At 65.5% G+C, this 26034-nt stretch carries 20 protein-coding genes; 17 read left to right on the forward strand and 3 right to left on the reverse strand.

The genetic code is table 11. From position 1 onward, the window contains the following. Positions 1-67: 67 nt before the first annotated feature. The 8 genes from rluD (at position 68) to BMY90_RS07090 (ending at position 10537) form a co-directional block, all read left to right on the forward strand. A complete protein-coding gene (gene rluD, locus BMY90_RS07050) occupies positions 68-1042 on the forward strand; it encodes a 23S rRNA pseudouridine(1911/1915/1917) synthase RluD (RefSeq protein WP_092702793.1) in 975 nt (324 codons plus the stop codon). 16 nt (positions 1043-1058) lie between these two features. Beyond that, a complete protein-coding gene (gene pgeF / locus BMY90_RS07055) occupies positions 1059-1808 on the forward strand; it encodes a peptidoglycan editing factor PgeF (protein WP_092702795.1) in 750 nt (249 codons plus the stop codon). A gap of 552 nt (positions 1809-2360) precedes the next feature. Next, positions 2361-2933, forward strand: a complete 573-nt coding sequence (locus BMY90_RS07060) for a hypothetical protein (RefSeq protein ID WP_092702797.1) — start codon at positions 2361-2363, stop codon at positions 2931-2933. A gap of 1 nt (position 2934) precedes the next feature. After that, positions 2935-3429 (forward strand): hypothetical protein, encoded by a 495-nt coding sequence (locus tag BMY90_RS07065; protein WP_139201710.1) that lies wholly within the window; start codon positions 2935-2937, stop codon positions 3427-3429. Positions 3430-3703: 274 nt separating this feature from the next. Continuing rightward, a complete protein-coding gene (clpB, locus tag BMY90_RS07075) occupies positions 3704-6301 on the forward strand; it encodes an ATP-dependent chaperone ClpB (protein WP_092703045.1) in 2598 nt (865 codons plus the stop codon). Positions 6302-6465: 164 nt separating this feature from the next. Beyond that, complete coding sequence (locus BMY90_RS07080; RefSeq protein ID WP_008210999.1) at positions 6466-7017, forward strand: RNA polymerase sigma factor; 552 nt, start codon at positions 6466-6468, stop codon at positions 7015-7017. Continuing rightward, positions 7017-7997 (forward strand): FecR family protein, encoded by a 981-nt coding sequence (locus tag BMY90_RS07085; RefSeq protein ID WP_092702802.1) that lies wholly within the window; start codon positions 7017-7019, stop codon positions 7995-7997. The genes BMY90_RS07080 and BMY90_RS07085 overlap by 1 nt, the downstream gene beginning before the upstream one ends. 143 nt (positions 7998-8140) lie before the next feature. Beyond that, positions 8141-10537, forward strand: coding sequence for a TonB-dependent siderophore receptor (locus BMY90_RS07090; protein ID WP_092702804.1), 2397 nt, complete (start codon positions 8141-8143; stop codon positions 10535-10537). A gap of 25 nt (positions 10538-10562) precedes the next feature. Here BMY90_RS07090 and BMY90_RS07095 read toward each other — a convergent pair whose 3' ends face one another. The 3 genes from BMY90_RS07095 to BMY90_RS07105 all read right to left on the reverse strand — a co-directional run bounded on the left by BMY90_RS07095 (position 10563) and on the right by BMY90_RS07105 (position 16110). Next, positions 10563-11453, reverse strand: a complete 891-nt coding sequence (locus BMY90_RS07095; protein WP_092702807.1) for a DUF535 family protein — start codon at positions 11451-11453, stop codon at positions 10563-10565. A gap of 97 nt (positions 11454-11550) precedes the next feature. Further along, complete coding sequence (gene ggt, locus BMY90_RS07100) at positions 11551-13326, reverse strand: gamma-glutamyltransferase (RefSeq protein ID WP_092702809.1); 1776 nt, start codon at positions 13324-13326, stop codon at positions 11551-11553. A 264-nt stretch (positions 13327-13590) separates the two neighbouring features. Further along, entirely contained in the window at positions 13591-16110 is a 2520-nt protein-coding gene (locus BMY90_RS07105; protein ID WP_092702811.1) for a TonB-dependent receptor plug domain-containing protein, read from the reverse strand. A gap of 284 nt (positions 16111-16394) precedes the next feature. On the opposite strand from BMY90_RS07105, the gene BMY90_RS07110 reads away from it, so the two are divergent. From BMY90_RS07110 to BMY90_RS07150, 9 genes are all read left to right on the forward strand, one after another. After that, positions 16395-16712 (forward strand): FmdB family zinc ribbon protein, encoded by a 318-nt coding sequence (locus tag BMY90_RS07110; RefSeq protein ID WP_008211010.1) that lies wholly within the window; start codon positions 16395-16397, stop codon positions 16710-16712. Positions 16713-16813: 101 nt separating this feature from the next. After that, on the forward strand, positions 16814-17347 hold the full coding sequence (locus BMY90_RS07115; RefSeq protein WP_175481519.1) for a DUF3011 domain-containing protein: 534 nt from the start codon (positions 16814-16816) through the stop codon (positions 17345-17347). 111 nt (positions 17348-17458) lie between these two features. Then, positions 17459-19228 carry an aspartate--tRNA ligase gene (aspS, locus tag BMY90_RS07120; RefSeq protein WP_092702815.1) on the forward strand — a complete coding sequence of 590 codons (1770 nt, stop codon included), beginning with the start codon at positions 17459-17461 and terminating at the stop codon, positions 19226-19228. A 76-nt stretch (positions 19229-19304) separates the two neighbouring features. Further along, positions 19305-19949, forward strand: a complete 645-nt coding sequence (locus tag BMY90_RS07125) for an alpha/beta fold hydrolase (protein ID WP_008211014.1) — start codon at positions 19305-19307, stop codon at positions 19947-19949. 74 nt (positions 19950-20023) lie between these two features. After that, on the forward strand, positions 20024-20743 hold the full coding sequence (locus tag BMY90_RS07130) for a YebC/PmpR family DNA-binding transcriptional regulator (RefSeq protein ID WP_008211015.1): 720 nt from the start codon (positions 20024-20026) through the stop codon (positions 20741-20743). A 96-nt stretch (positions 20744-20839) separates the two neighbouring features. Further along, positions 20840-21400, forward strand: coding sequence for a crossover junction endodeoxyribonuclease RuvC (gene ruvC / locus BMY90_RS07135; RefSeq protein ID WP_092703047.1), 561 nt, complete (start codon positions 20840-20842; stop codon positions 21398-21400). Further along, entirely contained in the window at positions 21397-21996 is a 600-nt protein-coding gene (gene ruvA / locus BMY90_RS07140) for a Holliday junction branch migration protein RuvA (protein WP_092702817.1), read from the forward strand. The genes ruvC and ruvA overlap by 4 nt, the downstream gene beginning before the upstream one ends. A gap of 14 nt (positions 21997-22010) precedes the next feature. After that, a complete protein-coding gene (locus BMY90_RS07145; RefSeq protein WP_092702819.1) occupies positions 22011-23933 on the forward strand; it encodes a potassium transporter Kup in 1923 nt (640 codons plus the stop codon). A 127-nt stretch (positions 23934-24060) separates the two neighbouring features. Next, positions 24061-25953 carry a potassium transporter Kup gene (locus tag BMY90_RS07150; protein ID WP_092702821.1) on the forward strand — a complete coding sequence of 631 codons (1893 nt, stop codon included), beginning with the start codon at positions 24061-24063 and terminating at the stop codon, positions 25951-25953. The last annotated feature ends 81 nt before the right edge of the window (positions 25954-26034 follow it).

The following is a 26034-nucleotide window of genomic DNA, read 5'->3' on the forward strand; positions in this document are numbered from 1 at the left end:
AAGGTATTCAGATGTTTGATCGAAAAGGGATGATAGCCGAAACCGGCCGCGAGCCGGGGAGGCGGGCATGACCGCCATCCGTCACGAGGCAGAGGTGCCCCTGTCGGCCGCAGGTCGGAGATTCGACCAAACCCTGGCCGAGATGTTCCCCGATTACTCGCGCTCGCGCCTTACCGCGTGGGTCAAGGCCGGGGCGGTGACGCTGGATGGCGCGGTAGCCCCCCCCCGCCAGTTGCTGCACGGCGGCGAACAGGTGCGCCTGGAGGCGGAGCTGGAGGCCGAGGTGGCCAGCCAGCCGGAAGCCATCGCGTTGACCATCGTGCACGAGGACGAGCACGTGCTGGTGCTGGACAAGCCGGCCGGCCTGGTCGTGCACCCGGGCGCCGGCAACCCGACCGGTACCCTGCTCAACGCCCTGCTGCACCACGACCCGATACTGGCCGAACTGCCACGCGCCGGCATCGTGCATCGGCTCGACAAGGACACCTCCGGCCTGATGGTGGTGGCCAAGACGCTGCCGGCGATGACCGCGCTGGTCGACATGCTGTCGCGCCACGACGTGGAGCGGCAGTACGCGGCGGTGGTGCTGGGCACCCTGGTGGCCGGCGGCACGGTGGACGAACCGATCGGCCGTCACATGGGCGATCGGCTGCGCCAGGCCGTGCGCGACGAGGAGGACGGCAAGCGCGCCGTCACCCATTACCGGCTGCGCGAGCGTTTCCGGGCGCACACATTGCTCCAGTGCAATCTGGAAACCGGCCGAACCCACCAGATTCGCGTGCACATGGCGCATATCCACCACCCGCTGGTGGGCGATCCGCTGTACGGCGGCGGCTTGCGCCTGCCCAAACGCGCCACGCCGGAATTGACCGACGCGCTGCGTGGATTCCGTCGCCAGGCGTTGCATGCGGAGCGGTTGTCGTTCACCCATCCGGTGAGCGGCGAACTGCTGTCGTTCGAAGCGGCGCCTCCGGCCGATTTCGAGGCGTTGATGGTCGCCTTGCGCGACGACCTGGCCGCCAACGGCGCCGACGAGGATTGATGTGCCGATGCCTGCCATGACGGATGCCTGGCTGTTCCCCGACTGGCCCGCGCCACGCCAGGTGCACGCGGCGGTGACCACGCGCGATGGCCCCGGCGTATCGGACCCGCCATTCGGCCGCTTCAACCTCGGTCGCAACAGCGGCGATCGCCCGGACGCGGTGAGCAGCAATCGCGACGTGCTGCAGCAGGCACTGGGCCTGCCGGCTGCGCCACGCTGGCTGCAGCAGGTGCACGGCACCACGGTGGCCGAACTGGGCCCGCTGCCCAGCGCCGAACCGCCGCAAGCCGACGCCGCGGTCTCGCGCATCCCCGGCACGGTGCTGAGCATCCTCACTGCCGACTGCTTGCCGGTGCTGTTCTGCGCCGACGACGGCAGCACCATTGGTGCCGCGCATGCCGGCTGGCGCGGCTTGGCCGCCGGCGTACTGGAGGCCACCATCGAGCAGATGCAGGTGGCGCCCGCGCGATTGCTGGCGTGGCTGGGGCCGTGCATCGGCACGGCTTCGTATGAAGTGGGCGAGGAAGTGCGCGCCGCCTTCGTCGACCACGAAGCCGCCGCTTCCGCCTGTTTCGTGGCGACACGCCCGGGACACTGGCATTGCGACCTGGCTGCGCTGGCGCGGCAACGGCTGGCGGCGGCCGGCATCACGCGAATGCATGGCGGCGGCTTCGATACGCTGGCCGATGAACGGTTTTATTCATATCGGCGCGAGGGTGCGCGCAGTGGGCGGTTTGCCAGTTTGATCTGGCTGGCGGACGCATAGTCATCGCTTGATGCGGTTTTGTGTAGCCGTGGTGCATCACGAAAACAACGAGCCTGGCTCGTCCTTCCGGCGAAGACCGGAGAGGCGCGTAGAACGCCTGCGAAGCAGGCGGCCCCGAAGGGGCGGGCGCAGCGGGTCATCCAGTGACTTCGTGGTTTGAACTGGTTGGTACAGCTCGGACGCTTTCGCCAGCGGCAAAGCGGTTTCGTCCGCTTGCCGGTGGCCGAGCCATCTTTACTTTGCGTGGCCTTTCTGTGTGGTCCTGTCGTCCACGCTTCATGGCTGCTCATGGGGTTCAGCAGCAGTGCGCTTGCTGCCGGAAGGGCATAACCCCAGGTAGGTTGTGCTTGCGGCTAAGCCGCTACCGCGACCCATTGCCGTGAAAATTCGGGAGCAGGTTGCAGACCCTGACGGTGTTCTCGGCTCTTGTGCGTTTGCTCCGCTACATTCCATACGGTATCGACGGGCTCGCAGCAGGATCTTGCGTGCTCCGCCAAAGGCATGAATCCGAAGGGATCATTCATTCAGTGCTCGACGCATGGAGGCAAACACATGGCGCAAAAAAGCGGACGTTATTGGGTGGCGTGGGCCAACGCACATGCCACGAACAGCGCAGACGTCAATGCTCTCGATGCCGACTTCAAGGCGAAAGTCGAGGCTTTCATCCAGGCGTTGAAGGCTGCCGGCGCCACGGTAATCATCGCGGCCATCAGACGGAACCCGAAGCGGGCGTATCTGTTCCATTGGGCATGGATGATTTCCCAAGGGAAGTGCGCACCGGGCGATCCTGCCCCCATGCAAGGTGTGGACATCGAGTGGGATCACGGCGATTTGAAGCGCAGCAAGGCCGGTGCCAAGGAAATGGTCGATGGTTTCGGGTTGGCCGTTCCCCCGGCCAGTTTCAATCCGCCATCCTTGATCAGTAATCACATCAATGGTCAAGCGATCGATATGACCATCACCTGGACGGGGACGATCAGGATTCGGAAAAAGGACGGAACCGTGATCGATGTGCCTTATCAGTCAAATCCCGACACAAACACCCTGTTGCAGGAAGTGGGTGCATCCTGCGGGGTCAAAAAGCTGAAAACCGACCGGCCTCACTGGTCGTATAACGGGAAGTGACATGAAAAGCGTATTTTTGATCCTGGCTGCTGTTCTGCTCGCCTCTTGTGCGTGCCTGTCGCACGAAGCTCCTGCGGCCGAAGCCACACCCATATACGGGTGGCTTGTGGGGAACTGTCTTGCACTTCCTGACCATGGCGTCCACGCGCCGCGCGATTTTTCGCTGGTGGATTTCGAACATGGCCAGCAGCGTATCCATGGCATCGTGCTGCGCAAGGCCGTGGGTCAGGATCATTGCCCGGCGTTGCTGCCTGATCGGCGTGATGTGAATGCCGCAAGCGGCAATGCATTTTACGTCGTGAAGCTCGATTCGCCCTCCGATCTGGGCATTGGTATCGTCGGCAGGGTCCCGGCGGAGCCCCTTTCGTTCGGCCATTGCACGACCAGTGAAGGCATTCGTTTCACGGTGACGCGTGGCAGCCATTGGGTGTGGAGTGGCTACTACTATCTCGGGTATGACGTCGAAACGACTTGTGCCCAACCTGACAATCAATAGCGGAGGCAGGACCGTAGACGAGGCTGCAGCACATCGGTCGTGAGCCTTGCAAGAGCACGGCAATCAGCCTCCGCTCGTGATCTCGATGCTCACCAAAATGGCGCAGATTGAGGGATCTTCAAGGCGCCCTGCAAGCTGCGCAGGCTGTTCGCGCCGCTGAAACCGCTGCCTTGACATTTCAAGGTCACCCACTCTGCTTGAATCATCAGGCGTCGTCCGCATCTTTGCTGGCAGTGGCGGCGCGTCCGCCAAATCCATTGTGGGGATCGAAGACATGCGGATGGACAAACTTACCTCGCGTTTCCAGCAGGCGCTGGCCGACGCGCAGTCGCTGGCCGTGGGCCGCGACAACAACATGCTCGAACCGGTGCACGTGATGGCGGCGTTGCTGGCGCAGCAGGGCGGCTCCACCGGGCCGCTGCTGGCGCAGGCGCAGGTCAACGTGCCGATGCTGACGCAGCGCGTGAACGAGTTGCTTGAGCGCCTGCCGCGGGTCAGCGGGCAGGAGGGCAACATCAACCTGGGCAATGACCTCAATCGGCTGCTCAACCTCACCGACAAGCTGGCGCAGCAGCGCGGCGACCAGTTCATCGCCAGCGAGTTGTTCGTGCTGGCGGCGCTGGACGACAAGGGCGAGCTGGGCGCGGCGCTGAAGTCGGCGGGTGCGAACAAGGCAAACCTCGAAGCGGCCATCGACAAGCTGCGCGGCGGCGAGAAGGTGCAGAGCGAAGGTGCCGAGGAGCAGCGCCAGGCGCTGGAGAAATACTGCATCGACCTGACCGCACGCGCCGAGTCGAGCAAGCTCGATCCAGTGATCGGCCGCGACGAGGAAATCCGCCGCACCATCCAGGTGTTGCAGCGGCGCACCAAGAACAACCCGGTGTTGATCGGCGAGCCCGGCGTGGGCAAGACCGCCATCGTCGAGGGCCTGGCCCAGCGCATCGTCAAGGGCGAGGTGCCGGAAGGCCTGCGTGACCGCCGCGTGCTGGCGCTGGACATGGGCGCGCTGATCGCCGGCGCCAAGTTCCGTGGCGAGTTCGAGGAGCGCCTGAAGGCGGTGCTCAACGACCTTTCCAAGCAGGAAGGCCGGGTGATCCTGTTCATCGACGAACTGCACACCATGGTCGGTGCCGGCAAGGGCGAGGGCGCGATGGACGCGGGCAACATGCTCAAGCCGGCGCTGGCGCGTGGCGAGCTGCACTGCATCGGCGCTACCACGCTGGACGAGTACCGCCAGTACATCGAGAAGGATGCCGCGCTGGAACGCCGCTTCCAGAAGGTGTTCGTGGGCGAGCCGAGCGTGGAGGACACCATCGCCATCCTGCGCGGGCTGAAGGAACGCTACGCGTTGCATCACGGCGTGGAGATCACCGATCCGGCGATAGTCGCCGCGGCCACCTTGTCCAACCGCTACATCGCTGATCGCCAGTTGCCGGACAAGGCGATCGACCTGATGGACGAGGCCGCCTCGCGCATCCGCATGGAGATCGATTCCAAGCCGGAGGAACTCGATCGGCTGGAGCGCCGGCTGATCCAGCTGAAGATCCAGCGCGAGATGCTGAAGAAGGAAACCGACGAGGCGTCGAAAAAGCGCCTGGCCGACCTGGAAGCCGACATCGCCAAGCTGGAACGCGAGTTCTCCGACTTGAACGAGGTGTGGAAATCGGAGAAGGCCGCGCTGCAGGGCACCACCAAGGTGAAGGAGCAGATCGAGCAGGCGCGGCAGGACCTGGAAGCCGCGCAGCGCCGGCAGGACTACGCCAAGATGAGCGAGATCCAGTACGGCAAGTTGCCGGAACTGGAGAAGCAGCTCGCCGCGGCGCAGGCGGCCGAGACGCAGGATTTCAAGCTGGTGCAGACCCGCGTCACCGCCGAGGAAATTGCCGAGGTGGTCGCGCGCTGGACCGGTATTCCGGTCAGCAAGATGCTGGAAGGCGAGCGCGAGAAACTGCTGAAGATGGAGGACGAACTGCACAAGCGCGTGGTCGGCCAGGACGAGGCGGTGAAGGCCGTCTCCGACGCGATCCGCCGCTCGCGCGCGGGCCTGTCCGATCCGAACCGGCCCAACGGCTCGTTCCTGTTCCTCGGCCCCACCGGCGTGGGCAAGACCGAGCTGTGCAAGGCGCTGGCCGAATTCATGTTCGACACCACCGACGCGATGGTGCGCATCGACATGAGCGAATTCATGGAGAAGCACTCGGTGAGCCGTCTGGTCGGCGCGCCTCCGGGCTATGTCGGCTACGAGGAAGGCGGCTACCTGACCGAGGCCGTGCGTCGCCGGCCGTACAGCGTGATCCTGCTGGACGAGGTGGAGAAAGCACACCCGGACGTGTTCAACATCCTGCTGCAGGTGCTCGACGATGGCCGCCTCACCGACGGTCAGGGCCGCACGGTGGATTTCCGCAACACCGTCATCGTGATGACCTCCAACCTCGGCTCGCAGATGATCCAGGATGCCGCGGACAATGGCGAAAGCGCTGACGCGGAAGAGCAGTACACGCAGATGAAGGCCTCGGTGCTGGGCGTGGTGCAGGCGCACTTCCGGCCGGAATTCATCAACCGGCTGGACGAGCTGGTGGTGTTCCGCCCGCTGGACAAGGCGCAGATCCGTGCCATCGCGAAGATCCAGCTGGTCTATCTGGAGAAGCGGCTGGCCGAGCGCGAGATCGCGCTGGAGGTGGCCGACGATGCCCTGGCCCTGCTGGGCAACGTCGGTTTCGATCCGGTGTATGGCGCGCGGCCGCTGAAGCGGGCGATCCAGCAGCAACTGGAGAACCCGCTGGCGAAGGCGATTCTGGAGGGCCGCTTCGCACCCGGCAGCACGATCCGCGTGCATGCCGAGGGCGGCCACCTGGTGTTTGCCGAAAGCTGACCGAGGCCAGCAGCGCTGGCCGTGTTCCGGCGGCACCGGCGGCGACGGGCCCAAGCGCCAGTCGCCGCCTTCATTTCAATTTTTCCCGACTTGCGCGTCCAGGCTTGCAACCGGCTTGCTGTCGGGACACGCCATGAGCCGACGACCCGCGTATACCTGACCCAATGGAAGATCCCGACCACCGCGCCCCGGCCGATGCGGCCGCGCAACCTGGCCACGCCGAACAGGTGGCCGCGTTGTACCGCGAGCATCACGGTGTGCTGGTCGCCTTCCTGCAGTGCCGCCTGAACTCGCGCGCGGATGCGCAGGAGATCGCGCAAGAGGTCTACGTGAAGTTGCTGGCCATGAGTGGCATGGAGCACATCGATTCACCCAGGGCTTTCCTGTTTCGCATGGCAACCAATCTTTCCGTGGATTACCTGCGCAAGCGCGCAGTGCGCTCGAACCAGCCGCACGAGCCGCAGGACGAGGACTGGCAGGCCACGCCGCTGCCGGAACAGCATGCCTGGGCCATGCAGCAATGGAAGCGGGTGCAGATCGCGTTGCGCGAGCTGCCGGCCAAGACCAGTCGCGCCTTCGTGCTGCACGTGGTCGAGGGGCGCGACTTTGCCACCGTGGCGCGGGAGATGAAGTTGAGCGAACGCATGGTGCGCTACCACGTCAGTCATGCCCTGGCCCATTGCTGGGAACGTTGTTTCGCACCGGAGGTGTCGTGATGGAAAACAAGGCCGCCACCGAGCAGGAGGTTGCGCGGGAAGCCGCGGACTGGTGGACGCGCTTGCGCGAAACGGCGCCATCGGCCGAGACGCTGGCCCGCTGGGAGTCGTGGATGGCCCGGGACGAGCGCCATGCCCGCGCGTTCGATCAGCTCAACGCGCTGGGCGAGTGGTTGTGTGTGGCGTCCACGTCGCAACGGCAGGAATTACTGGATGAATTCGCCCCGCGCGTTACCTGGGCACGGCGGCGTCCCTATGCGCTGGCCGTGGCGGCTACTCTGGTGCTGGCCATGCTCGGCTGGTGGGGGGCGCGCTTTGTCGGTGGCCGCGGCATGCCGGCGCAGCATTACGCCAGCGCGGTAGGCCAGGATCGCGACATCCGCCTGCCGGACGGCACCGATATCGCGCTGGGAGCGGATTCGTCATTGACCGCCCGTTACGGCCGCGGCCGTCGCCGCATCGACCTGGCGGCGGGCGAGGCGTATTTCACCGTGGTCCACGACCGCAGCCGGCCATTCGTGGTGGATGCCGGTTCGCTGCGCATCGAGGACCTCGGTACGGCCTTCAACGTGCGACGCACCGGCCAGCGCGTCAGCGTGGCGGTGACCCAGGGGCGCGTGCGGGTCTCGTCGTCGACGGCAGCGGACGGTCAGTTGGAACTGGAGGCCGGCCAGCGTGCCGAATACGATCCGCGCAGCGGCATGGTGCGCGTGTCGCATCTGGCGGCGCAGCGTGCCACGGCCTGGCGCCATCACCAGTTGGAGTTTGTCGACGAGCCCCTGTCCATGGTGATTGCCAACGTCAACCGCTACAGTCGGCATCCGGTACAGCTGGCCGATCCGCAGCTGGGCCAGCTGATGTTCACCGGAACCGTGAACACCACTAACATCGACGGCTGGATCGGCGCGCTGCCACACGTTTTCCCGTTGCAGGTGAGCCGGTTTGCCGACCACGTGGTGCTTTCGAGCGCTGCGCACTGAAATCGCTGCGGAGCTAAGGCAGGCATGGCGGATGGGTACGAGCGTCGCGGCGGTCACTGCGCGGCGGCATGGCAGGGCCGTCATGGCCTCCGCGGGTCGTGGTAACGGCACGCCGGACACGACATGGACTTTGCGGTGCGGGCATGCTGCTCGCGCTGGCGTTGGCCAGTCCGCGGGTGCTTGCGGTGGCACCGCTGCTGTCGACGCAAACCACGCTTTCGATCCCCGCGCAGCCCTTGCCCGAAGCGCTGATGGCGCTGGGACGCCAGGCCGATGTGCAGATCCTGGCCGCCAGTGGTGCCGTGGAGGGGCGACACAGCCCCGGTGCCAGCGGTTCGCTGCCGCTGGCACAGGCCTTGACCCGGCTGTTGCAGGGCACTGATCTGGACTACGAAGTGGTCGGCGCACGCACGGTGGTGGTGCGCCGGCGTGCCTTCATGCCGGCGCTGTCGTTCGAAAGCCGCTTGCGCGGCGCCAAGCCCAGCGTACCGATCGTCAGCGCGCTGGATCCGGTGCAGGTGTCGGGCGTGATCCCGGGCGACATCGGCTTCAAGGCGGATGCCACCCGCGGCGCCACGCGCACCGATACCGACCTGGTCGACGTGCCGCAATCGGTCAGCGTGGTGACGCGTGACCTGATGGACTCGCAACAGGCCTTCGAGGTGGCTGACGTGGTGCGCCACGTGGCGGGCGTGGATTACGTCGATGGTTTCGGCGGCCCGCCGCTGTTCCGCATCCGCGGTTTCAACGCCGGCAACGGTCTCACCGACGGCATGCCCAATGGCGTGGCGCGGATCGAGGATTTGCCACCGCTGATCGGCGTGGAACGGGTGGAAGTGCTGAAAGGGCCGGAGGCGATCCTGGGCGAAGCCTCGGTCGACAACAACTTCGGCGGTGCGGTGAACATCGTGATGAAGCGCCCGCAGGCCGAGCCGGTGCGGCAGATGACGGTGTCCGCCGGGCGTTACGACGGCACGCGCCTGGGCTTCGATTTCGCCGGCGCGCTGGATGCGCAGGGGCAGTTCACCTATCGCCTGATCGCCGAAGGCAACGACGCCCATCGCACGGCCCAGGGCTACCGTGGCAAGCGCGGCAGTTACCTGGCGCCGTCGATCGCCTGGCGCAGTGGTGGCACGCGCCTGCTGCTGGGCGCCGAGTACATCGACAACCGCGTGCCGGTACCCGATCACGTGGTGCTGCTTGGCGACACGCTCGGCGCCTCGTCGCCGTTCGACGTGTTGCCGGGCAATGCCAGCGACCATGCGCGTTTCCGCACCCGTCGCGCCTACTACATGGCCGAACAGAGCCTGGGTAGTGGCTGGAGCCTGCGCAGTCGCGGCCAGTACGTGAGCCAGCACGACAGCGGCCAGGCGTGGGCCTTCGTCAACACGCAGCCCTCGGGCGAGGCGGGGGCACAGGCCAATGCCTACCGTTACTCCGATGCGTTCTACACGCTGCAGAACGAACTGGCAGGGCATTTCGAGCAGGGCGCGCTGACGCACGAGCTGCTGTTTGGTTTCGATTACGCGCGCACGCGCACCGGTACGGGTACGGGCAATGGCAGTGATGCCCTGGCCGATACGGCCAATACGGTGACGACCAGCCGGCTGCACAGCTTCAACCTGATGCTTGGCGGCCATCTGCCCTCGGCGCGTTCGAACGAATTGTCGATCGACGCGGTACGCCCGTTGGGTGGCTCCTGGTCGACCCAGACCGGCGTGTTTGCGCAGGACCAGATCGCGGTGGGCGAATCATGGGATGTGCTGGCGGCACTGCGGCGCACCACTTATGCGCTGCACGGCAACGGTACGGATACGGCGCCGACACAGCGCCGATCGATCTGGATCCCGCGCCTGGGCGTGGTCTACAAGCCGGCACCGGACGTGTCGTTGTACGCGTCCAGCGCCACCGGCTTCCAGGCCGATTCGCTGCTGGGCGAGGATGGTCGCCCGTTGCCGCCGTCGGTGTCGCGCCAGCTCGAGGCGGGGGCCCGCTTCGGCCTGTTCGACCAGCGGGCGCGGTTGACCGTGGCCACTTACCGGATCCGGCTCGATCACAGCGTCGACCTGATTTCGCCAGAGCCGCCGTACTTTGCCACGCCCGGGCCGGGACAGACCAACCGTGGCGTGGAGATCGAGTTCGAGGGCCAGCCGCTGCCGGGCCTGGATCTTTCCACCAGTTACACCCAGGCGCGCATCCGCAATCATGACGGCAGTTTGCCGGTCGCGTCGCCGCGGCGTCAGGCCAACGTGTGGGTCAATTACCGCTTCCAGCGCGCAGGGTGGCAGGCGTGGAGCGTGGCCGGCGGCATTTTCGCGCGCAGCCGCAGCCTCGGCCATGCCGGGGACAGCACGTATTTCGACATCCCCGGCCAGGCCAGCATGGAGCTTGGCATCACCTACCATGCCGATCGCTGGCGGATGACGCTGGGGGCGAAGAACCTGTTCGCACGCACGCTTTATGCGGTGGACGCCAACCAGTCGTTCGTGCCGTTGCGCGAAGGCCGCGTGGTACGGCTCAGCGCCGCGTTCGATCTCTGAGGTCCTGAGCGGGCTTGGATGACACTCACGGGCTGGTGGCCAGCAGGTGCCGGTCCCGTGCAGCGGGCTGCCGGTCGGGCGCCGGGCCGGCCGATTTCGCCAGCGACGACTGGCGTCGGGCGGAACCGTGGAATGCTGCAAGGAATGCGCCGCACGCGTCGCGGCAGAACATCTGTGCGGGCGTCGGCGCCGTGTCGCGGCATGGCGCCGGGTGGCGTGCCGCTTCGCCGCAACCTGCGTGCAGCGGGGTGACATGCACGCAGGTCAACTGGTGGAGTGTGGCCAGTTCGCGTGTCAGTAGGTGCAGCAATTCCCGGGGATGCACGCCGTGGCTGCTGCGCAGGAAAGCGCGCATGGTGGCATCGTCGGCCTGTGGTGGGGGAGAGGGCAGGGCCGCCACCAGCAGGCCATCGTCGCCGGCAAAGGTGAGCGCACAGGTGGCCAATACCGTCTTGTCGCCGGTCAACAGCAGCAAGGCCAGCTCGCCGGCTTCGGCACGCGCGGGCTTGCGCAGATGCAGGCTGACCGGAGCATGCCCTGCGGGGCGCAGCGTGGCCACGCGGATATCCTGGCCGTGCAGGACGCGCTGGCGCATGCGTGCGGGAAGGTGCTGCTGCACGAAGGCGTAGTGCGCGGCGACGATCCGGCAGCGCGCGTCGGGGCCGAAGCGTGACGAGATGAAGGGGGCGTGCCAGCGTTCGTACAGCCGCGGATCGGTGCGCGCGGCCTGACGCAGTGCCGGCGAGGCGTCCACTGTCTGCAGCCAGCGCGTCTGGCGCGGAAACACGCACAGCCAGCACAGCATCCGCCAGGCCAGCCACCATGCGCTCTCGCCCGCGGCCAGCCGCAGCGACCAGCGGCTGCGCACGGCTTCAAGCCACAACCGTGCTATCGCTTTCGATGGAGTGCTTTTCATGGAGGCGCCACGTCATGCCGGGTTATGGCCAAGACGTGTGGACGCCGCGTTTTTGAAATCCCGCCCGGAATGCCTCCGGGCGGGCCGGTTCATGCGCTCAGTAGCCGGCGGCCAGCCCGGCCGGTCGCCGGCGGTCGTTGGCGCCTTCCAGCAAGTGCGTCTTCGGGTTGACCAGGATCGCTTCGTCCGCACCCCAGGATTTGACTTCCTTGAAGTGATGGCCCATGGCTTCGAGCGTCTGCCGGGCCTTGGGCGTGAGCAGGCCGGGCTCGATCATGGTCAGCTCGGGCAGCCACTGCTGGTGCAGGCGCGGCGCATCCACCGCCTGCTGCATGTTCATGCCGAACGCCACCACGTTGAGGAAGCTTTCCACCGTGGTGGAAATGATGGTGGAACCGCCGGGGCTGCCGGTGACCATGAACAGCTTGCCGTTCTTCAGCACGATGGAGGGCGACATCGAACTCAGCGGGCGCTTGCCCGGCTGGATGTCGTTGATCTTGCCTTGCACCAGGCCGAAGGAATTGGGCACGCCCGGCTTGGAGGTGAAGTCGTCCATCTCGTTGTTGAGGAAGAAGCCGGTGTCGCCCGCGATCTGGCCCACGCCGAACAGGTAGTTGATGGTGTAGGTGACCGACACGGCGTTGCCCTTCGCGTCCACCACCGAATACTGGGTGGTGTTGGTGCCTTCCGTCGCACCCAGGCTGCCCTTGACCTCGGACGACGGCGTGGCCTTGTCCGGCTGGATGGTGTTGCGCAGTTTGTCGATGTGCGCTTTTGACAGCAGTCGGTCGAGCGGGTTGTGCACGAAGGCCGGGTCGCCCAGGTACGTGTTGCGATCGGCAAAGGCGCGCCGTTCGGCCTCGATGAAATAGTGCACGGCCTTGGGCGAACCGTAGCCCCACTGGCTCAACGAATACGGCTCGAGGATTTCCAGGATCTGACAAATGGTGGTGCCGCCGGAGCTGGGCGGCGGATCGGAAATATAGGTGTAGCCGTGATAGGTGCAGGTCACCGGCCTGGCCCAGTTCACGCTGTAGTCGGCGAAGTCGCGCATCGACAGGATGCCGCCGTCGGCCTTGCTCGCGGCCACCACCTTGCGGGCGATTTCGCCCTTGTAGAAGGCATTGGTGCCGCCGTGTTCGATCAGTCCCAGCGTATGCGCCAGCTGCGGCTGAACCAGGCGATCACCCACGACGTAGGGCTTGCCGTGGTTGAGGAAAATCGCCGCCACGTTGGGATGCTTGGCGAAGGTCTTCACCCGCTCATTGAGGATGTTGACGTCGCCCTGCTGCAGGACGAAACCGTCGCGCGCCAGCTTGATCGCCGGAGCGATGACCTGCTGCAGCGACATCGTGCCGTATTTCTTCAGCGCGCTGTCCAGTCCCATCACCGTGCCCGGCACGCCCACGCCCAGCCAGGTGCCGGTGCTCTTGCCGGGAATCACGTGGCCCTTGGCGTCCTGGTACATGGTCGGGCTGGCTTTCAGCGGTGCCTTTTCGCGGAAGTCCAGAAACAGGTTCTTGCCGTTGGCCAGGTGCACGGTCATGAAGCCGCCGCCGCCGATGTTGCCGCAACACGGATGCACCACGGCGAGTGCGTAGCCGACGGCCACCGCGGCGTCGACCGCATTGCCGCCTTGCTTGAGAATGTCCACGCCGACCATGGTGGCCAGATGCTGCGCGGACACGACCATGGCGTGCTTGGCGGTGACCGGTTTCACCTGCGCCAGCGATGCCATCGTGGTGGCCGGAGCCGAGACGTCCAGCGCCTGGCTGGAGATATCGTGCTGGCTGGGTGCAGCTTGGTGTGCCGAGGCGACGGGCGCCGTCATCCATGCAGCGATGACGATGCCGGCGATCAATGATTTGTGCATGTTGTTGCTCCGTCGGCGCCGGGTGTGAAGTCATGGGGCAAGCAGGTCTCGCCTCGCCGCCATCACCACGGTGGCGGCGAGAGAGGAACGCGTGCTCCGGTTATCTCTTCACGCCCATGCCTGCCAGTCGATGGCCACAGCATAGTGGTGGCTGTTGCGGGAAAGAAATTCGAGTCGCATCCAACAGGCAACCCCCGGTCTGGCCGGGGGTTGCCTGCCTCGTTTCACTGCAGGCGAATGCGACAACGCCATGCCCGGCCGGAATCACCAGCTGTAGCGCACCTTGCCGTACGCGTAGGCGCCGTTGTAACCGAATGGCGAGAACGTGGAGTAAGGCAGCGTGCCGGTGTTGGTGTTGGTGGCGATGTTCCGATCCGGGTAGGTGTCGGTGGCATTGTCCACGCCCAGGGTGAAGGTCCAGTTCTGCCAGCGGTAGCTGCCGGACAGATCCAGCACCCACTTCGGGCTGAAGGTCTGGTCGGTGACCAGGTTGCCGTATTTGTCGTGGGTGCCGTACTGGCTGATGTTGCTCAGGTAGCTGGTATAGCGGCCGTAGCGGGTCAACGTGCCATTGAAGCTCCAGTTGCCGATGGCGTATTGCTCGTTGAGGATCAACTTGCTGCGCGGCGAGGAGTTGGCGAGATAGCCCTTGATGTCCTGGCGGTTGAGGCGGGTGAGGTTGATTCCGAGATTGTCGAGCACGGCCGGGTTGGGCTTGACGCTGGTGACCACGTTCTGGTTGTAGTTCGCGCTCAGCGTGGTGGTGAACGTGCCGATGTTGCCGGCATCCTTCACCCACGTGCCCACGAAGTCCACGCCACGGGTACGCGTGTCGCCCGCATTGGTGAAGTAGTTGATGCTGCTGTAATCGAGGTTGGCGATGCCGTTTTTCGCCAGATAGTCGACGACGGTCGGCGAGGTGATGGCGAGAGCGCCGGACAACGCAATGCGATTGTCGATGTAGATCTGGTAGACATCCAGGCTCAGGTTCAGCGTGTCGGTAGGGCTCCACACTGCGCCAATGGTGTAGTTGCGCGACTTCTCCGGCTTCAGCGGCTCGCCGCCAAGCAAGGCACCGAGCTGGCTGGTCGGCGACACCAGTCCGCTGTTGTAGATGCCGGCCGGGAGGCAGGACGGTGGTGAGCCGGCGCATAGCGAGCCGGCGCCGGAGTAGAACGACGAGATCTGCGAGAAGTATCCCTGCGCCAGCGACGGTGCGCGGAAGCCGGTGGAGGCACTGCCGCGCAGGGCGAAGCTGTCGGTGAAGTCGTAGCGCGCCGACAGCGAGCCCGAGGTGGTGCCGCCGAAGTCGGAGTAGTTCTCGTGGCGCACGGCCAGCGAGGCGCCGAGCTTGTCGGTGAGGTTGGTTTCGAGGTCGATGTACTCGGCCACGTCATGACGCGCGGCATTCACCGTGTTGGCCGGTTGCCAGCCGGCAAAGCCCTGGGCGCCGCCGGAGACGCCCGAGGTACCCACGTACCAGGAGGCCAGTTCGCCCGGATTGATCTGGTAGCCCTGGCGCAGGTACTCGGTGCCGAAGGCCAGGGTCACCGGATTGGGCAGCCAGCCCGGATTGAGATCCTTGGCAATGTCGATGTCGAACGATTGCTGGCTGGACTTGAGTACGCCGTCCTGGAATACGCTGGGCGAGTAGCCGAAGTCGTTGAAGAAGGCGAAGTTCATGCTGTTGCGCGTTTCGTAGGAAACGCGATTGCCGCCGGCATTGGCCGAGACGTCCCAGCGCCAGCCGTTCACCTTGCCGCGCACGCCGGCCACCAGCGATTGATCGAAGGAGTCGGCGTTCTCCAGCGGCAGGAAGCCGTTGGGGTACATCGAGGCCATCAGCGGGCTTTTCGGTGAGGGCGAATTCAGGCCGTAGCGGTAGAACGCCGGCGAGATGCTGTTGCGGCGGCTGTAATGGCCGAAGGCGTAGAACTGCACGTCGGGCGTAATGTCGTATTGCGCATTGAGCAGCACGTTGTTGCTGTGCACCCAGGGGTCGCCCTGGCGGTAATTCACGCCGAGCGCTTCCCACGCCGGCGAACGGTTGTCCACGCCGGCACGGTTGGTGTTGTCCTCGTTGCCGCTTTCCAGGGAGAAGCGCAGCCAGCCCTTGTCGTTGTTGAGCGGGATGCCGAAGTTGGCCGTGCCCTGCCATTGGCGGCCGTCACCGGCGGAATACTGGCCGCCGGTGACTTCGATATCACCGCCCTTCGCACCGTGTTTCAGGATGATGTTGATGACGCCGGCGATGGCGTCGGAACCGTATTGCGCCGAGGCGCCATCGCGCAGCACTTCGATATGGTCGATCGCCGAAATCGGGATGGTGTTGAGATCCACCGGCTGCGAGCCGCGTCCGATCACGCCGTTGTTGAGCAGGATCGCGCCGGGATGCCAGCGCTTGCCGTCGACCAGCACCAGCACCTCATCGGGCGACAGTCCGCGCAACTGCGCCGGGCGCTGCGTGTCCGCCGTGTCGGCGGCGGAGGGGCGGGGGAAATTCAGTGACGGGATGATCCGCGCCAGCGCGGTGGGCAGGTCGTTGGTGCCGGTCTGCTGCAGCACCTTGGCCGAGACCACGTCGATCGGCGTGAGCGAGCTGCTTTCGGTGCGGTTGTCGGCGCGGGTGCCGGTGACGATCACCGTCTGCAGTTTCTTGGCGTTGGCGGAAGACGGCGTGTTGGTGTCCTGCGCGGCGACGCCAGTGGAGGCGAAGGCCAGCAACAGGGCGGCGGGAAGCAGGGCAATGCGCAACGGGACGATGGGTGAGTTCTTCTTTTTCATGGGGCTCTCCGAAGATATGTTGCATTGCAACGTAGGCAGGGTATTGCCTTGCCCTATACCGGTCAATAGACGTCTAGACGTCTATTGCGGCATAAGCAAATGACTCGACAGATCCAGGGCGGCAACCGCCGCCGATACTTCTCCCGCGGTCAGGCTACTCTTTACGCCTGGGCGGCACCAACCGCCGAAAGGCATGCCCGGAGCATCGTGCTCGTTGAAATGTGGCCCGCTGGATCGATAATGGCGGTCATTGTGAATCGGGCGATTGCGCCCGGAGAGATCGAATGCCCATCTACGAATTTGAGTGCACCCAGTGCGGCCATCACTTCGACCGCCTGCAGAAATTGTCCGATCCGGACCCGGCAGCCTGCCCCACGTGCGGGGCGCCGCAGGTGCATCGGCTGGTCAGCGCGCCCTCGTTCCGCCTGGCCGGCAGCGGCTGGTATGAAACCGACTTCAAGAAGGCCGGCGACAAGAAGCACAACCTGGCGGGTGATGCCGGCCAGTCCACTGCCGCTCCCGCGCCTTCTGCTGCCCCTGCGCCTTCTGCCGCGCCCGCGCCTGCGCCGACGACCTCATCAGGTTCTGCCACCACGAAGTGACGGTACAAGCTGAACACTGCCCTGATCAGGCGTCGGGCAGGGTGTACCGCTGGGGTGTCGTGTGGTTATCGTGGCGGTGTACGTCCATGTCCGAGGTCCGCATGAAGCCTGTCCGTGCCCCTGTCGTTGCCGTCGTCGCGTGGCTGACGATGTTTGCGGTCTTTGGCGGTTTTGCACACGCGCAGGGCCGGGCGGAGCGTGGGGGCGGTGGGCGCGAGGTGTACTGCGCCAGCAACGACAACCGTGGAACGCGTTGCCAGATGCCGTGGCGCGATTCGGTGCTGGCGCAACAGATGTCGCATGCGGCGTGTGTCGAAGGCGAAACCTGGGGGCGCGACCCGTACAGCGTCTGGGTGAAAGGCGGCTGTCGCGGCAATTTTCGTGACGCTCGCGCCTTTGGCTGGCCGGGCGGCGACCATCGTCGAGGCGACGATCGTGAGGTGTACTGCGCCAGCAACGACAGTCGCGGCGCGCGCTGCCAGGTACCATGGCGCCATGCCGAGTTGTCGAGGCAGATGTCCGATGCGCCGTGCATCGAGGGTCAGACCTGGGGCAGCGACCGCTATTCCGTGTGGGTGAAGAAGGGCTGCCGCGGCCAGTTCCGCGAAGCACGTGGTGGCTATCGGCATTGGTGATGCCGGCTCGGGCGAACGCGCCGGGCGGGGCGCTGGGCTGGGGCGCGGGGTGCTAAGATTGCAGGTCTTTCCTCCCGTTTCCCGAGGGCCACGGCCCGGAGTTCCAAGCGCATGCGCACGCATTACTGCGGTCTCATCGACGAGACGCTTATCGGCCAGACCGTCATCCTGTGCGGCTGGGTCAACAAGATCCGCCTGCAGGCCCACGTGGCCTTCGTCGACCTGCGCGACCACGAAGGCCTGGCACAGGTGGTGGTGGAGCGCGACAACGCCGATGCCTTCGCCGTGGCCGGCGAGCTGGGCTACGAGTATTGCGTGCGCGTCACCGGCACGTTGCGCAAGCGGCTTTCGGTCAACGACAAGCTGAAGACCGGCACGGTCGAGCTGGTCGCCGACAAGGTCGAGATCCTCAATGCCGCGAAGGACCTGCCGTTCGCGCTGCACGAGAATCCGAACGAAGACATGCGGATGACCTACCGCTACCTCGACCTGCGTCGCCCGGAAATGCAGGCGATGATGCGCAAGCGCACGGCGTTGGTGCGCAGCTTGCGCCGTTATCTGGACGAGCGCGGTTTCCAGGATATCGAGACGCCGATCCTGACCAAGGCCACGCCGGAAGGCGCGCGCGACTACCTGGTGCCCAGCCGCGTGCATGCCGGCCAGTTCTATGCGTTGCCGCAGTCGCCGCAGCTGTTCAAGCAGATCCTGATGATGGCCGGTTTCGATCGCTACTACCAGATCGCGCGCTGCTTCCGCGACGAGGACTTGCGCGCCGACCGCCAGCCCGAATTCACCCAGCTCGACCTGGAGTTCGCCTTCGTCGAGGAAAAGGACGTGCAGGACTTCGTGGAGGCATTGATCCGCCACGTGTTCAAGGAAGTGCAGGGCGTCGAGCTGGATCCCGCCTTCCCGCGCATGACCTGGGCTGAGGCGATGCGTCGCTTCGGCTCGGACAAGCCGGACCTGCGCATTGCGCTGGAGCTGGTCGATGTGGCCGATGCGCTGAAGCAGGTCGAATTCAAGGTGTTCGCCGAGCCGGCCAACGATCCGGCCGGTCGCGTCGCCGCCTTGCGCGTGCCGGGTGCAGCCACGTTGAGCCGCAAGGAGATCGACGGGCTGACCGAATACGTCGCCCGTTACGGCGCCAAGGGCCTGGCCTGGATCAAGGTGGACGATCTGGCCAAGGGCCGCGAAGGCGTCAGCTCGCCGGTGGCGAAGTTCCTCGACGATACGGCGCTGGATGCCGTGCTGAAGGCGACCGCCGCGCAGTCCGGCGACATCGTGTTCATCGGCGCCGGCAAGTGGAAGGCAGTCACCGATTTCATGGGCGCGTTGCGCCTGAAGGTGGCCAAGGATCGTGGCCTGGTCGAAGACGGCTGGAAGCCGCTGTGGGTCACTGACTTCCCGATGTTCGAGTACGACGAGGAAGAGCAGCGCTACGTCGCCCTGCATCATCCGTTCACCGCGCCGAAGATCGACGATATCGCCGACCTGAAGACCCATGCCGCCACCGCGGTCAGCCGCGGCTACGACATGGTGCTCAACGGCAACGAGATCGGCGGCGGCTCGATCCGTATCCATCGTCCGGAGATGCAGAGCGCGGTGTTCGAATTGCTCGGCATCGGCGCGGAAGAAGCCGAGGCGAAGTTCGGCTTCCTGCTGAAGGCGCTGAAGTTCGGCGCGCCGCCGCATGGTGGCCTGGCCTTCGGCATCGATCGCATCGCCGCGCTGATGGCGGGTACCGAGTCGATCCGCGACGTGATCGCCTTCCCCAAGACCACCAGCGCGCAGGACCTGATGACCGATGCGCCTTCGCCGGTAGGCAACGCACAACTCAAGGAGCTGCATGTGCGCGTGGCCGGGGAAACGCCGGAGCATTGAGGAAGCGGGTCTCATTCCGATCATTCATCGGAATGAGACTATGGTGATGTCGCCGGCTTCTTCCTGACCCTTTCCCATGACCGACCACATCATCCTGCTGCATGGCTTGTGGATGCGCGGTTTCGCGCTGTCGATGCTGCATCGGCGGTTGATCGAGGCCGATTTCCGCGTGCATCGCTTTGATTACCTCAGCGTGGCGGCGCAGCAGGAGCGCATCCTGCAGCGCCTGCAGGAGCAGATGGTCGAGCTGGCCGACGGCGGCCATGCGGTGCACCTGGTCGGTCACAGCCTGGGCGGCCTGCTGGCGCTGCGCGTCTGTGCCGAACATGCCGATGAACTGCCGCCGGGGCGCATCGTCTGCCTGGGCTCGCCGCTCAAGGGCAGTGCCGCCGCGCGCCGTTTTGCCGGGCTCGGGCGGGGTGGCGAGGTGTTGCTGGGGAACAATCGCGAGTTGCTGGAGCATGGCTTCGAACGCTGGGACGATCCGCGCGAACTGGGCGTGATCGCCGGCTGCACACCGCTCGGGCTGGGCGCCATGCTGGGCCAGGTGGAAGGCCAGCATGACGGCACCGTGGCGGTGGAGGAGACCCGCTTGCCCGGGTTGACCGACCACTGCGTGATGGATACCAGCCATACCGGCCTGTTGTTCTCGCAGGACGTGGCGCGGCAGGTGACGCGATTCCTGCACAGCGGCGGATTCGAGCACCCGGGCTCGATCTGAGCCCGGTTTGCCGTTGCGGGCCCGGATTGAAGTAAAATCGCCGGCTTGTCCCATAGCCAGCCGCAGGAATTCCCATGGGTAGAGGCCCGTCCATCGAAGGCCGCAAGAATGCCGAAGACGCCAAGCGCGCCAAGGTGTTCACCAAGCTGATCCGCGAGATCACCGTCGCGACCCGCTCCGGCGTGGCCGATCCGGCCGGCAATCCGCGCCTGCGCGCGGCCATGGACAAGGCCCTGGCCGCCAACATGACCAAGGACACCATCGAGCGCGCGATCAAGCGCGGCTCCGGTGCCGATGGCGGCGCCGACATGCAGGAACTGCGCTACGAGGGCTACGGCCCGGCCGGTATCGCGCTGATCATCGACTGCTTCACCGACAACCCCACCCGCACCGTGGCCGACGTGCGCCACGCGCTGACCCGGCATGGCGGCAATCTCGGCACCTCCGGCTCGGTGGCGTTCCAGTTCACCCGTTGTGGCGAGCTGGTATTCGCCACCCGCGGCGACGAGGCGGCCGAGGAGAAGGTGCTGGAAGCAGCCTTGGAGGCCGGTGCCGACGACGTCGTCAACGAACATGGCGAAAGCACGGTGCTGTGCGCGCCGGAAGATTTCGAGACGGTGCAGCAGGCGCTGTCCGCGGCGGGGCTGGAATCCGAACACGCCGGCGTGAGCATGCGTCCGAACAACCGCGTGGCCGTACCCGAGGATGCGCAGGAAACATTGGCCACGCTGCTCGAGAAGCTCGACGCGCTGGACGATGTCAGCGAGGTCTACCACAACGCCTTGCTGACGTGATGCAGGCACGCACGGGACTTCGGGTCTAGGATGCCGGGACGGAAAAGGTGGCTGCACGGCCCCGTTTCCCGTCACGCATCCGACTGGACCATGAAGATGTCGTCTCCCATCGCGCCCGCCGTGTCCATACCCCGGGCCGCACGCATCATCGGCATCGATCCCGGCAGCCAGCGCACCGGGGTGGGCATCCTCGACGTCGACGAGCGCGGCAAGCTGTCGCATGTCTTCCATACGGCGCTGGTCGTGGCTGGCGAAGCCAGCTTTCCGCTGCGCCTGAAACGCATTTTTGACGAACTGAGTGACATCATCGGCGCCCATCGGCCGGACGAGTGCGGCATCGAGCGCGTTTTCATGGCGCGCAATGCCGATTCGGCCCTGAAACTGGGGCAGGCACGCGGGGCCGCGATCTGCGCGGTGGTCAGCCAGGGGATCGTGGTGCACGAATACGCAGCGACGGAAGTGAAGCAGGCGGTGGTGGGCAGTGGTCGTGGCGACAAAAGCCAGGTGCAACACATGATCGGCGTGCTGCTCGGCCTGAAAGGCCCGTTGCAGGCCGACGCTGCCGACGCGCTCGCGATCGCGGTGACGCACGCGCATACGCGCGCCAGCCTGGGCCGCGTGGGCATTCCGCGCACGGCCTGGAGGCGTGGCCGATGATCGGCCGGCTGCGCGGTACGCTGCTGTCGAAGCAGCCACCGGCCTTGCTGGTGGAGGTGGGCGGCGTCGGCTACGAAGTGGAAGCGCCGATGTCCACCATCTACGACCTGCCGGGTATTGGCCAGGAAGTGATCCTGCTTACCCATCACGCGGTGAAGGAAGACAGCGTGGCGCTGTACGGCTTCCTGCGCGAGGGCGAGCGCGTGTTGTTCCGCAATCTGCTGAAGGTCTCGGGCATCGGCGCGAAGATCGCGCTGGCGGTGTTGTCCGGCGTGTCCACCGAGCATTTCGCGCGACTGGTGCAGGCCGGCGACGTGGTCGCGCTGACCAAGATCCCCGGGATCGGCAAGAAGACCGCCGAACGCATCGTGGTGGAATTGCGTGATCGCGTGGAGGGCATGGCCACGAGCCTGCCTGGCGCTTCCGGCATGCCCGGCGGCGCACCACTGGACGCCGCCGGCGAAGCCACCGTGGCATTGCAGCAACTCGGCTACAAGCCGGTCGAGGTCACCCGCTTGGTGCAGAAGGTCGCCGCCGATGGCGACAGCGCCGAAACCATCATTCGCAAGGCATTGCGTGCCGCACTCGGCACCTGAGCCACGGGATACCCATGAGCGAACAGGCAAAGACGGACCAGCCGGCGCAGGCCGCCAGTGATGGCGACGTCCTGCACGGCAGCAAGAAGGCATTGATTCTCGGCGCGGTCGGCGTGGTGTTCGGCGACATCGGCACCAGCCCGCTGTACACCATGCACGAAACCTTCCTGCCCGAGCACGGCCTGCATCCGTATCCGAGCACGGTGCTGGGCATTCTGTCGCTGGTCACCTGGTCGCTGATCATGGTGGTGGCGGTGAAGTACGTCAGCCTGGTGATGCGCGCCGACAACAAGGGCGAGGGCGGCATCATGGCCTTGATGGCCCTGGCCCAGCGCGCCAGCGGCAGTTCCGTGCACATGCGCCGGCTGGTGGTGCTGATGGCGGTGCTGGGCGCGGCGCTGTTCATTGGCGATGGCGTGATTACCCCATCCATTTCGGTGCTGTCGGCGGTGGAAGGCGTGAAGGTGGCTGCGCCACAGATGGAGCATCTGGTGGTGCCGGTCACGGTGGCCGTGCTGCTGGGATTGTTCTGGCTGCAGCGCCATGGCACCGCCAAGGTGGGCGCGCTGTTCGGCCCGGTGATGGTGTTGTGGTTCTTGAGCCTCGGTGCGATCGGCGTGTGGAACATCTTCCAGGCGCCGGGCGTGTTGCGGGCGCTGAACCCGTGGTACGCGGTGGAGTTCTTCATGACCCACGGCCGCACCTCGATCCTCGCGCTGGGTTCGGTAGTGCTGTGCGTCACCGGCGCCGAGGCGCTGTACACCGACATGGGCCATTTCGGCCGTTTCCCGATCCGTGCCGCGTGGTTCGGCTTCGTGATGCCGGCCTTGCTGCTCAATTACTACGGGCAGGGCGGGCTGCTGCTGGCGCATCCCGAGGCGATCGCCAATCCGTTCTATCACGCGGTGCCGGGCTGGGCTCTGTACCCGATGATCGCGCTGGCCACGCTGGCCACGGTGATCGCTTCGCAGGCGGTGATCTCCGGCGCGTTCACGGTGACGCGGCAGGCGATCCAGCTGGGTTTCGTGCCGCGCATGCAGGTGGTGCACACCTCGCGCGAGGCGATCGGGCAGATCTTCCTGCCGTGGGTGAACCGTTCGCTGATGATCACGGTGATCCTTACTGTCATCTTCTTCGGTTCGTCCAACGCGCTGGCCGGCGCCTATGGCATCGCGGTGACCGGCACGATGGCGATCGATACCACGCTGACCATGATCGTGGCGCGGCGCATGTGGCACTGGAACCGTGCGGTGGTGATCCTGACCGCGATCGTGCTGCTGACCATCGACCTCAGTTACTTTGGCGCCAATACGCTGAAGATTCCCGATGGCGGCTGGTTCCCGCTGGTACTGGGCGTGGCGATGTTCGTGATGATGACCACCTGGCGTCGCGGCCGCGAGCTGGTGGTGCGCGAGATCAAGCAGGGCGGTTTGGCGTTGGCGCCGTTCATCGAGAACATCAGCGAGCATCCGCCACTGCGCGTGCCGGGCACGGCGGTGTTTCTCACCGCCAACCAGGAGGCGGTGCCGCACGCATTGCTGCACAACCTCAAGCACAACAAGGTGTTGCACGAGCGTAACGTGCTGTTGACGGTGGAAGTACTGGAAACGCCGGTGGCCGATTCGGAGGAGCGCATCAAGATCGAGGATCTGGGTGGCGAGTTCTACGGCCTGGAGTTGCGCTTCGGCTTCGCCGAGGACCCGAACGTGCCCTTGGCGCTGTCGCAATGCGCGCGCGGCGGGCTGCCGTTCGACATGATGGACACCACCTTCTTCCTGTCGCGCGAGAATATCGTGGCCGATGCGCGGCGCCCCGGCATGGCGCTGTGGCGCGACAAGCTGTTCGCCTTCCTGTCGCGTAATGCTTTGCCCGCCACGGCTTTCTTCCAGATTCCAGGCAACCGGCTGATCGAGCTGGGTGCGCAGGTGGAAATCTAGAAGTCCAGAAGTGAGGTAAGAGGAGTGAGGAGTGAGAGAAAGCCTGCGGGATTTACCGCCTTCTCTCACTTCTCACTCCTCTTCACTCACTCCCCGCTTTTTCACGCGTCCCGCCAAGCCCGCCCCCATGTCCACTCTCGACAAGTCCGCCAGCCAGTCGCATCCGCGTCTTGCCGCGCTCGCTTTGGGCGCGATCGGCGTGGTTTACGGCGATATCGGCACCAGCCCGCTCTACACCTTGCAGACCACGTTGAGCCACGACGGCATGCGGCCAACGCCGGCGAGCATCTTCGGTGTGCTGTCGCTGATCTTCTGGGCACAGATCATCGTGGTGTCGCTGAAATACATGGTGTTCATCATGCGCGCCGACAACAAGGGCGAAGGCGGCATCATGGCGCTGATGGCGCTGGCGCAGCGCTGCGTACGCGAGCAGCCGCGCCTGCGCTGGGTGCTGCTGACGCTGGGCATCTTCGGCGCGGCATTGTTCTACGGTGACGGCGTGATCACGCCGGCGATCACCACGCTTGGCGCTGTCGAAGGCGTGAAGGTGGCAGCTCCGGGCATGGCGCACTGGGTGGTGCCGGTGACGGTCGTGGTATTGCTGCTGCTGTTCGCGATGCAGCGTTACGGTACGGCGCGGGTCGGCCGGATATTCGGCCCGGTGATGGTGCTCTGGTTCGTGGCGATCGCCGTATTCGGCGTGCGCATGATCGTGCGCAACCCGGAAGTACTGTGGGCGCTGGATCCCTGGTACGGGGTGCGCTTTTTCCACACGCATGGATTGCAGGCCTTCATTTCGCTGGGTGGCGTGGTGCTGGCGTTGACCGGCGCCGAGGCGTTGTATGCCGACATGGGCCATTTCGGGAAACGGCCGATCCGGCTGGCGTGGTTCGGCTTCGTGCTGCCGGCGCTGGTGCTCAACTATTTCGGCCAGGGCGCCATGCTGCTGGAACATCCGGCGGCGGTGGACAATCCGTTCTTCAAGATCGTGCCGCACGCGTTGTTGTACCCGATGATCGGGCTGGCCACGGCGGCGGCGGTGATCGCCTCGCAGGCGGTGATTTCCGGTGCGTTCTCGATGACGCGAGAAGCGATGTCGCTGGGTTATTCGATGCGTATGCCGGTGGTGCATACCTCGCGCGAAATGTCTGGCCAGGTATTCGTGCCCTGGGTCAACAGTTTCCTGCTGGTCATGGTGCTGCTGGCGGTGGTCGGCTTCCGCAGTTCGGACAGCCTCAGCGCGGCGTATGGCATTGCGGTGACCGGCACGATGGCGATCACCACCCTGCTGGCCCTGGTGGTGGCACGCCGCCAGTGGCACTGGAACGGCGTCGTGGTCGTGCTGGTGGGGGCGGTGCTGCTGACGATCGACCTGTCGTTCTTCGGCGCCAACCTGATCAAGATCGACCACGGCGGCTGGTTCCCGCTGGTGCTGGGACTGGGTGTGTTCGTGCTGATGACCACCTGGCGCAGGGGGCGCGAACTGGTGGTGCGCGGAATCCGGCAGGGTGGACTGGCACTGGCGCCGTTCATCGAGAACATCAGCGAGCACCCGCCGCTGCGCGTGCCGGGCACGGCCGTGTTCCTTACTGCCAACCAGGCGTCGGTGCCCCATTCCTTGCTGCACAATCTCAAGCACAACAAGGTGTTGCACGAGCGCAATGTGCTGCTGACGGTGGAAGTGCTGGATACGCCGATGGCCGACGCCACGGAACATCTGCGGGTCGAGTCGCTGGGTGGCGAGTTCTACCGTCTGGAGCTGCGCTTCGGCTTTGCCGAGGACCCGAACGTGCCGCTGTCGCTGTCGCAATGCGCGCGGGCCGGGTTGCCGTTCGACATGATGGATACCACGTTCTTCCTGTCGCGCGAGACTGTCGTTGCCGACAAGCGGCGCCCGGGCATGGCGCTGTGGCGCGACAAGCTGTTCGTGTTCATGGCGCGCAACGCGCTGCCGGCGACGGCCTTCTTCCAGATCCCCGGCAACCGGCTGATCGAGTTGGGCGCGCAGGTTGAGATCTGAGAAGTGAGTGGAGAGGAGTGAGAAGTGAGAGAAAAGCTTGCACCTGGCCAGGCTTTCGCGTTCTCTCACTCCTCACTTCTC

Origin of the sequence: Rhodanobacter glycinis (genome assembly GCF_900114325.1) — a bacterium.
GTDB lineage: Bacteria > Pseudomonadota > Gammaproteobacteria > Xanthomonadales > Rhodanobacteraceae > Rhodanobacter_A > Rhodanobacter_A glycinis.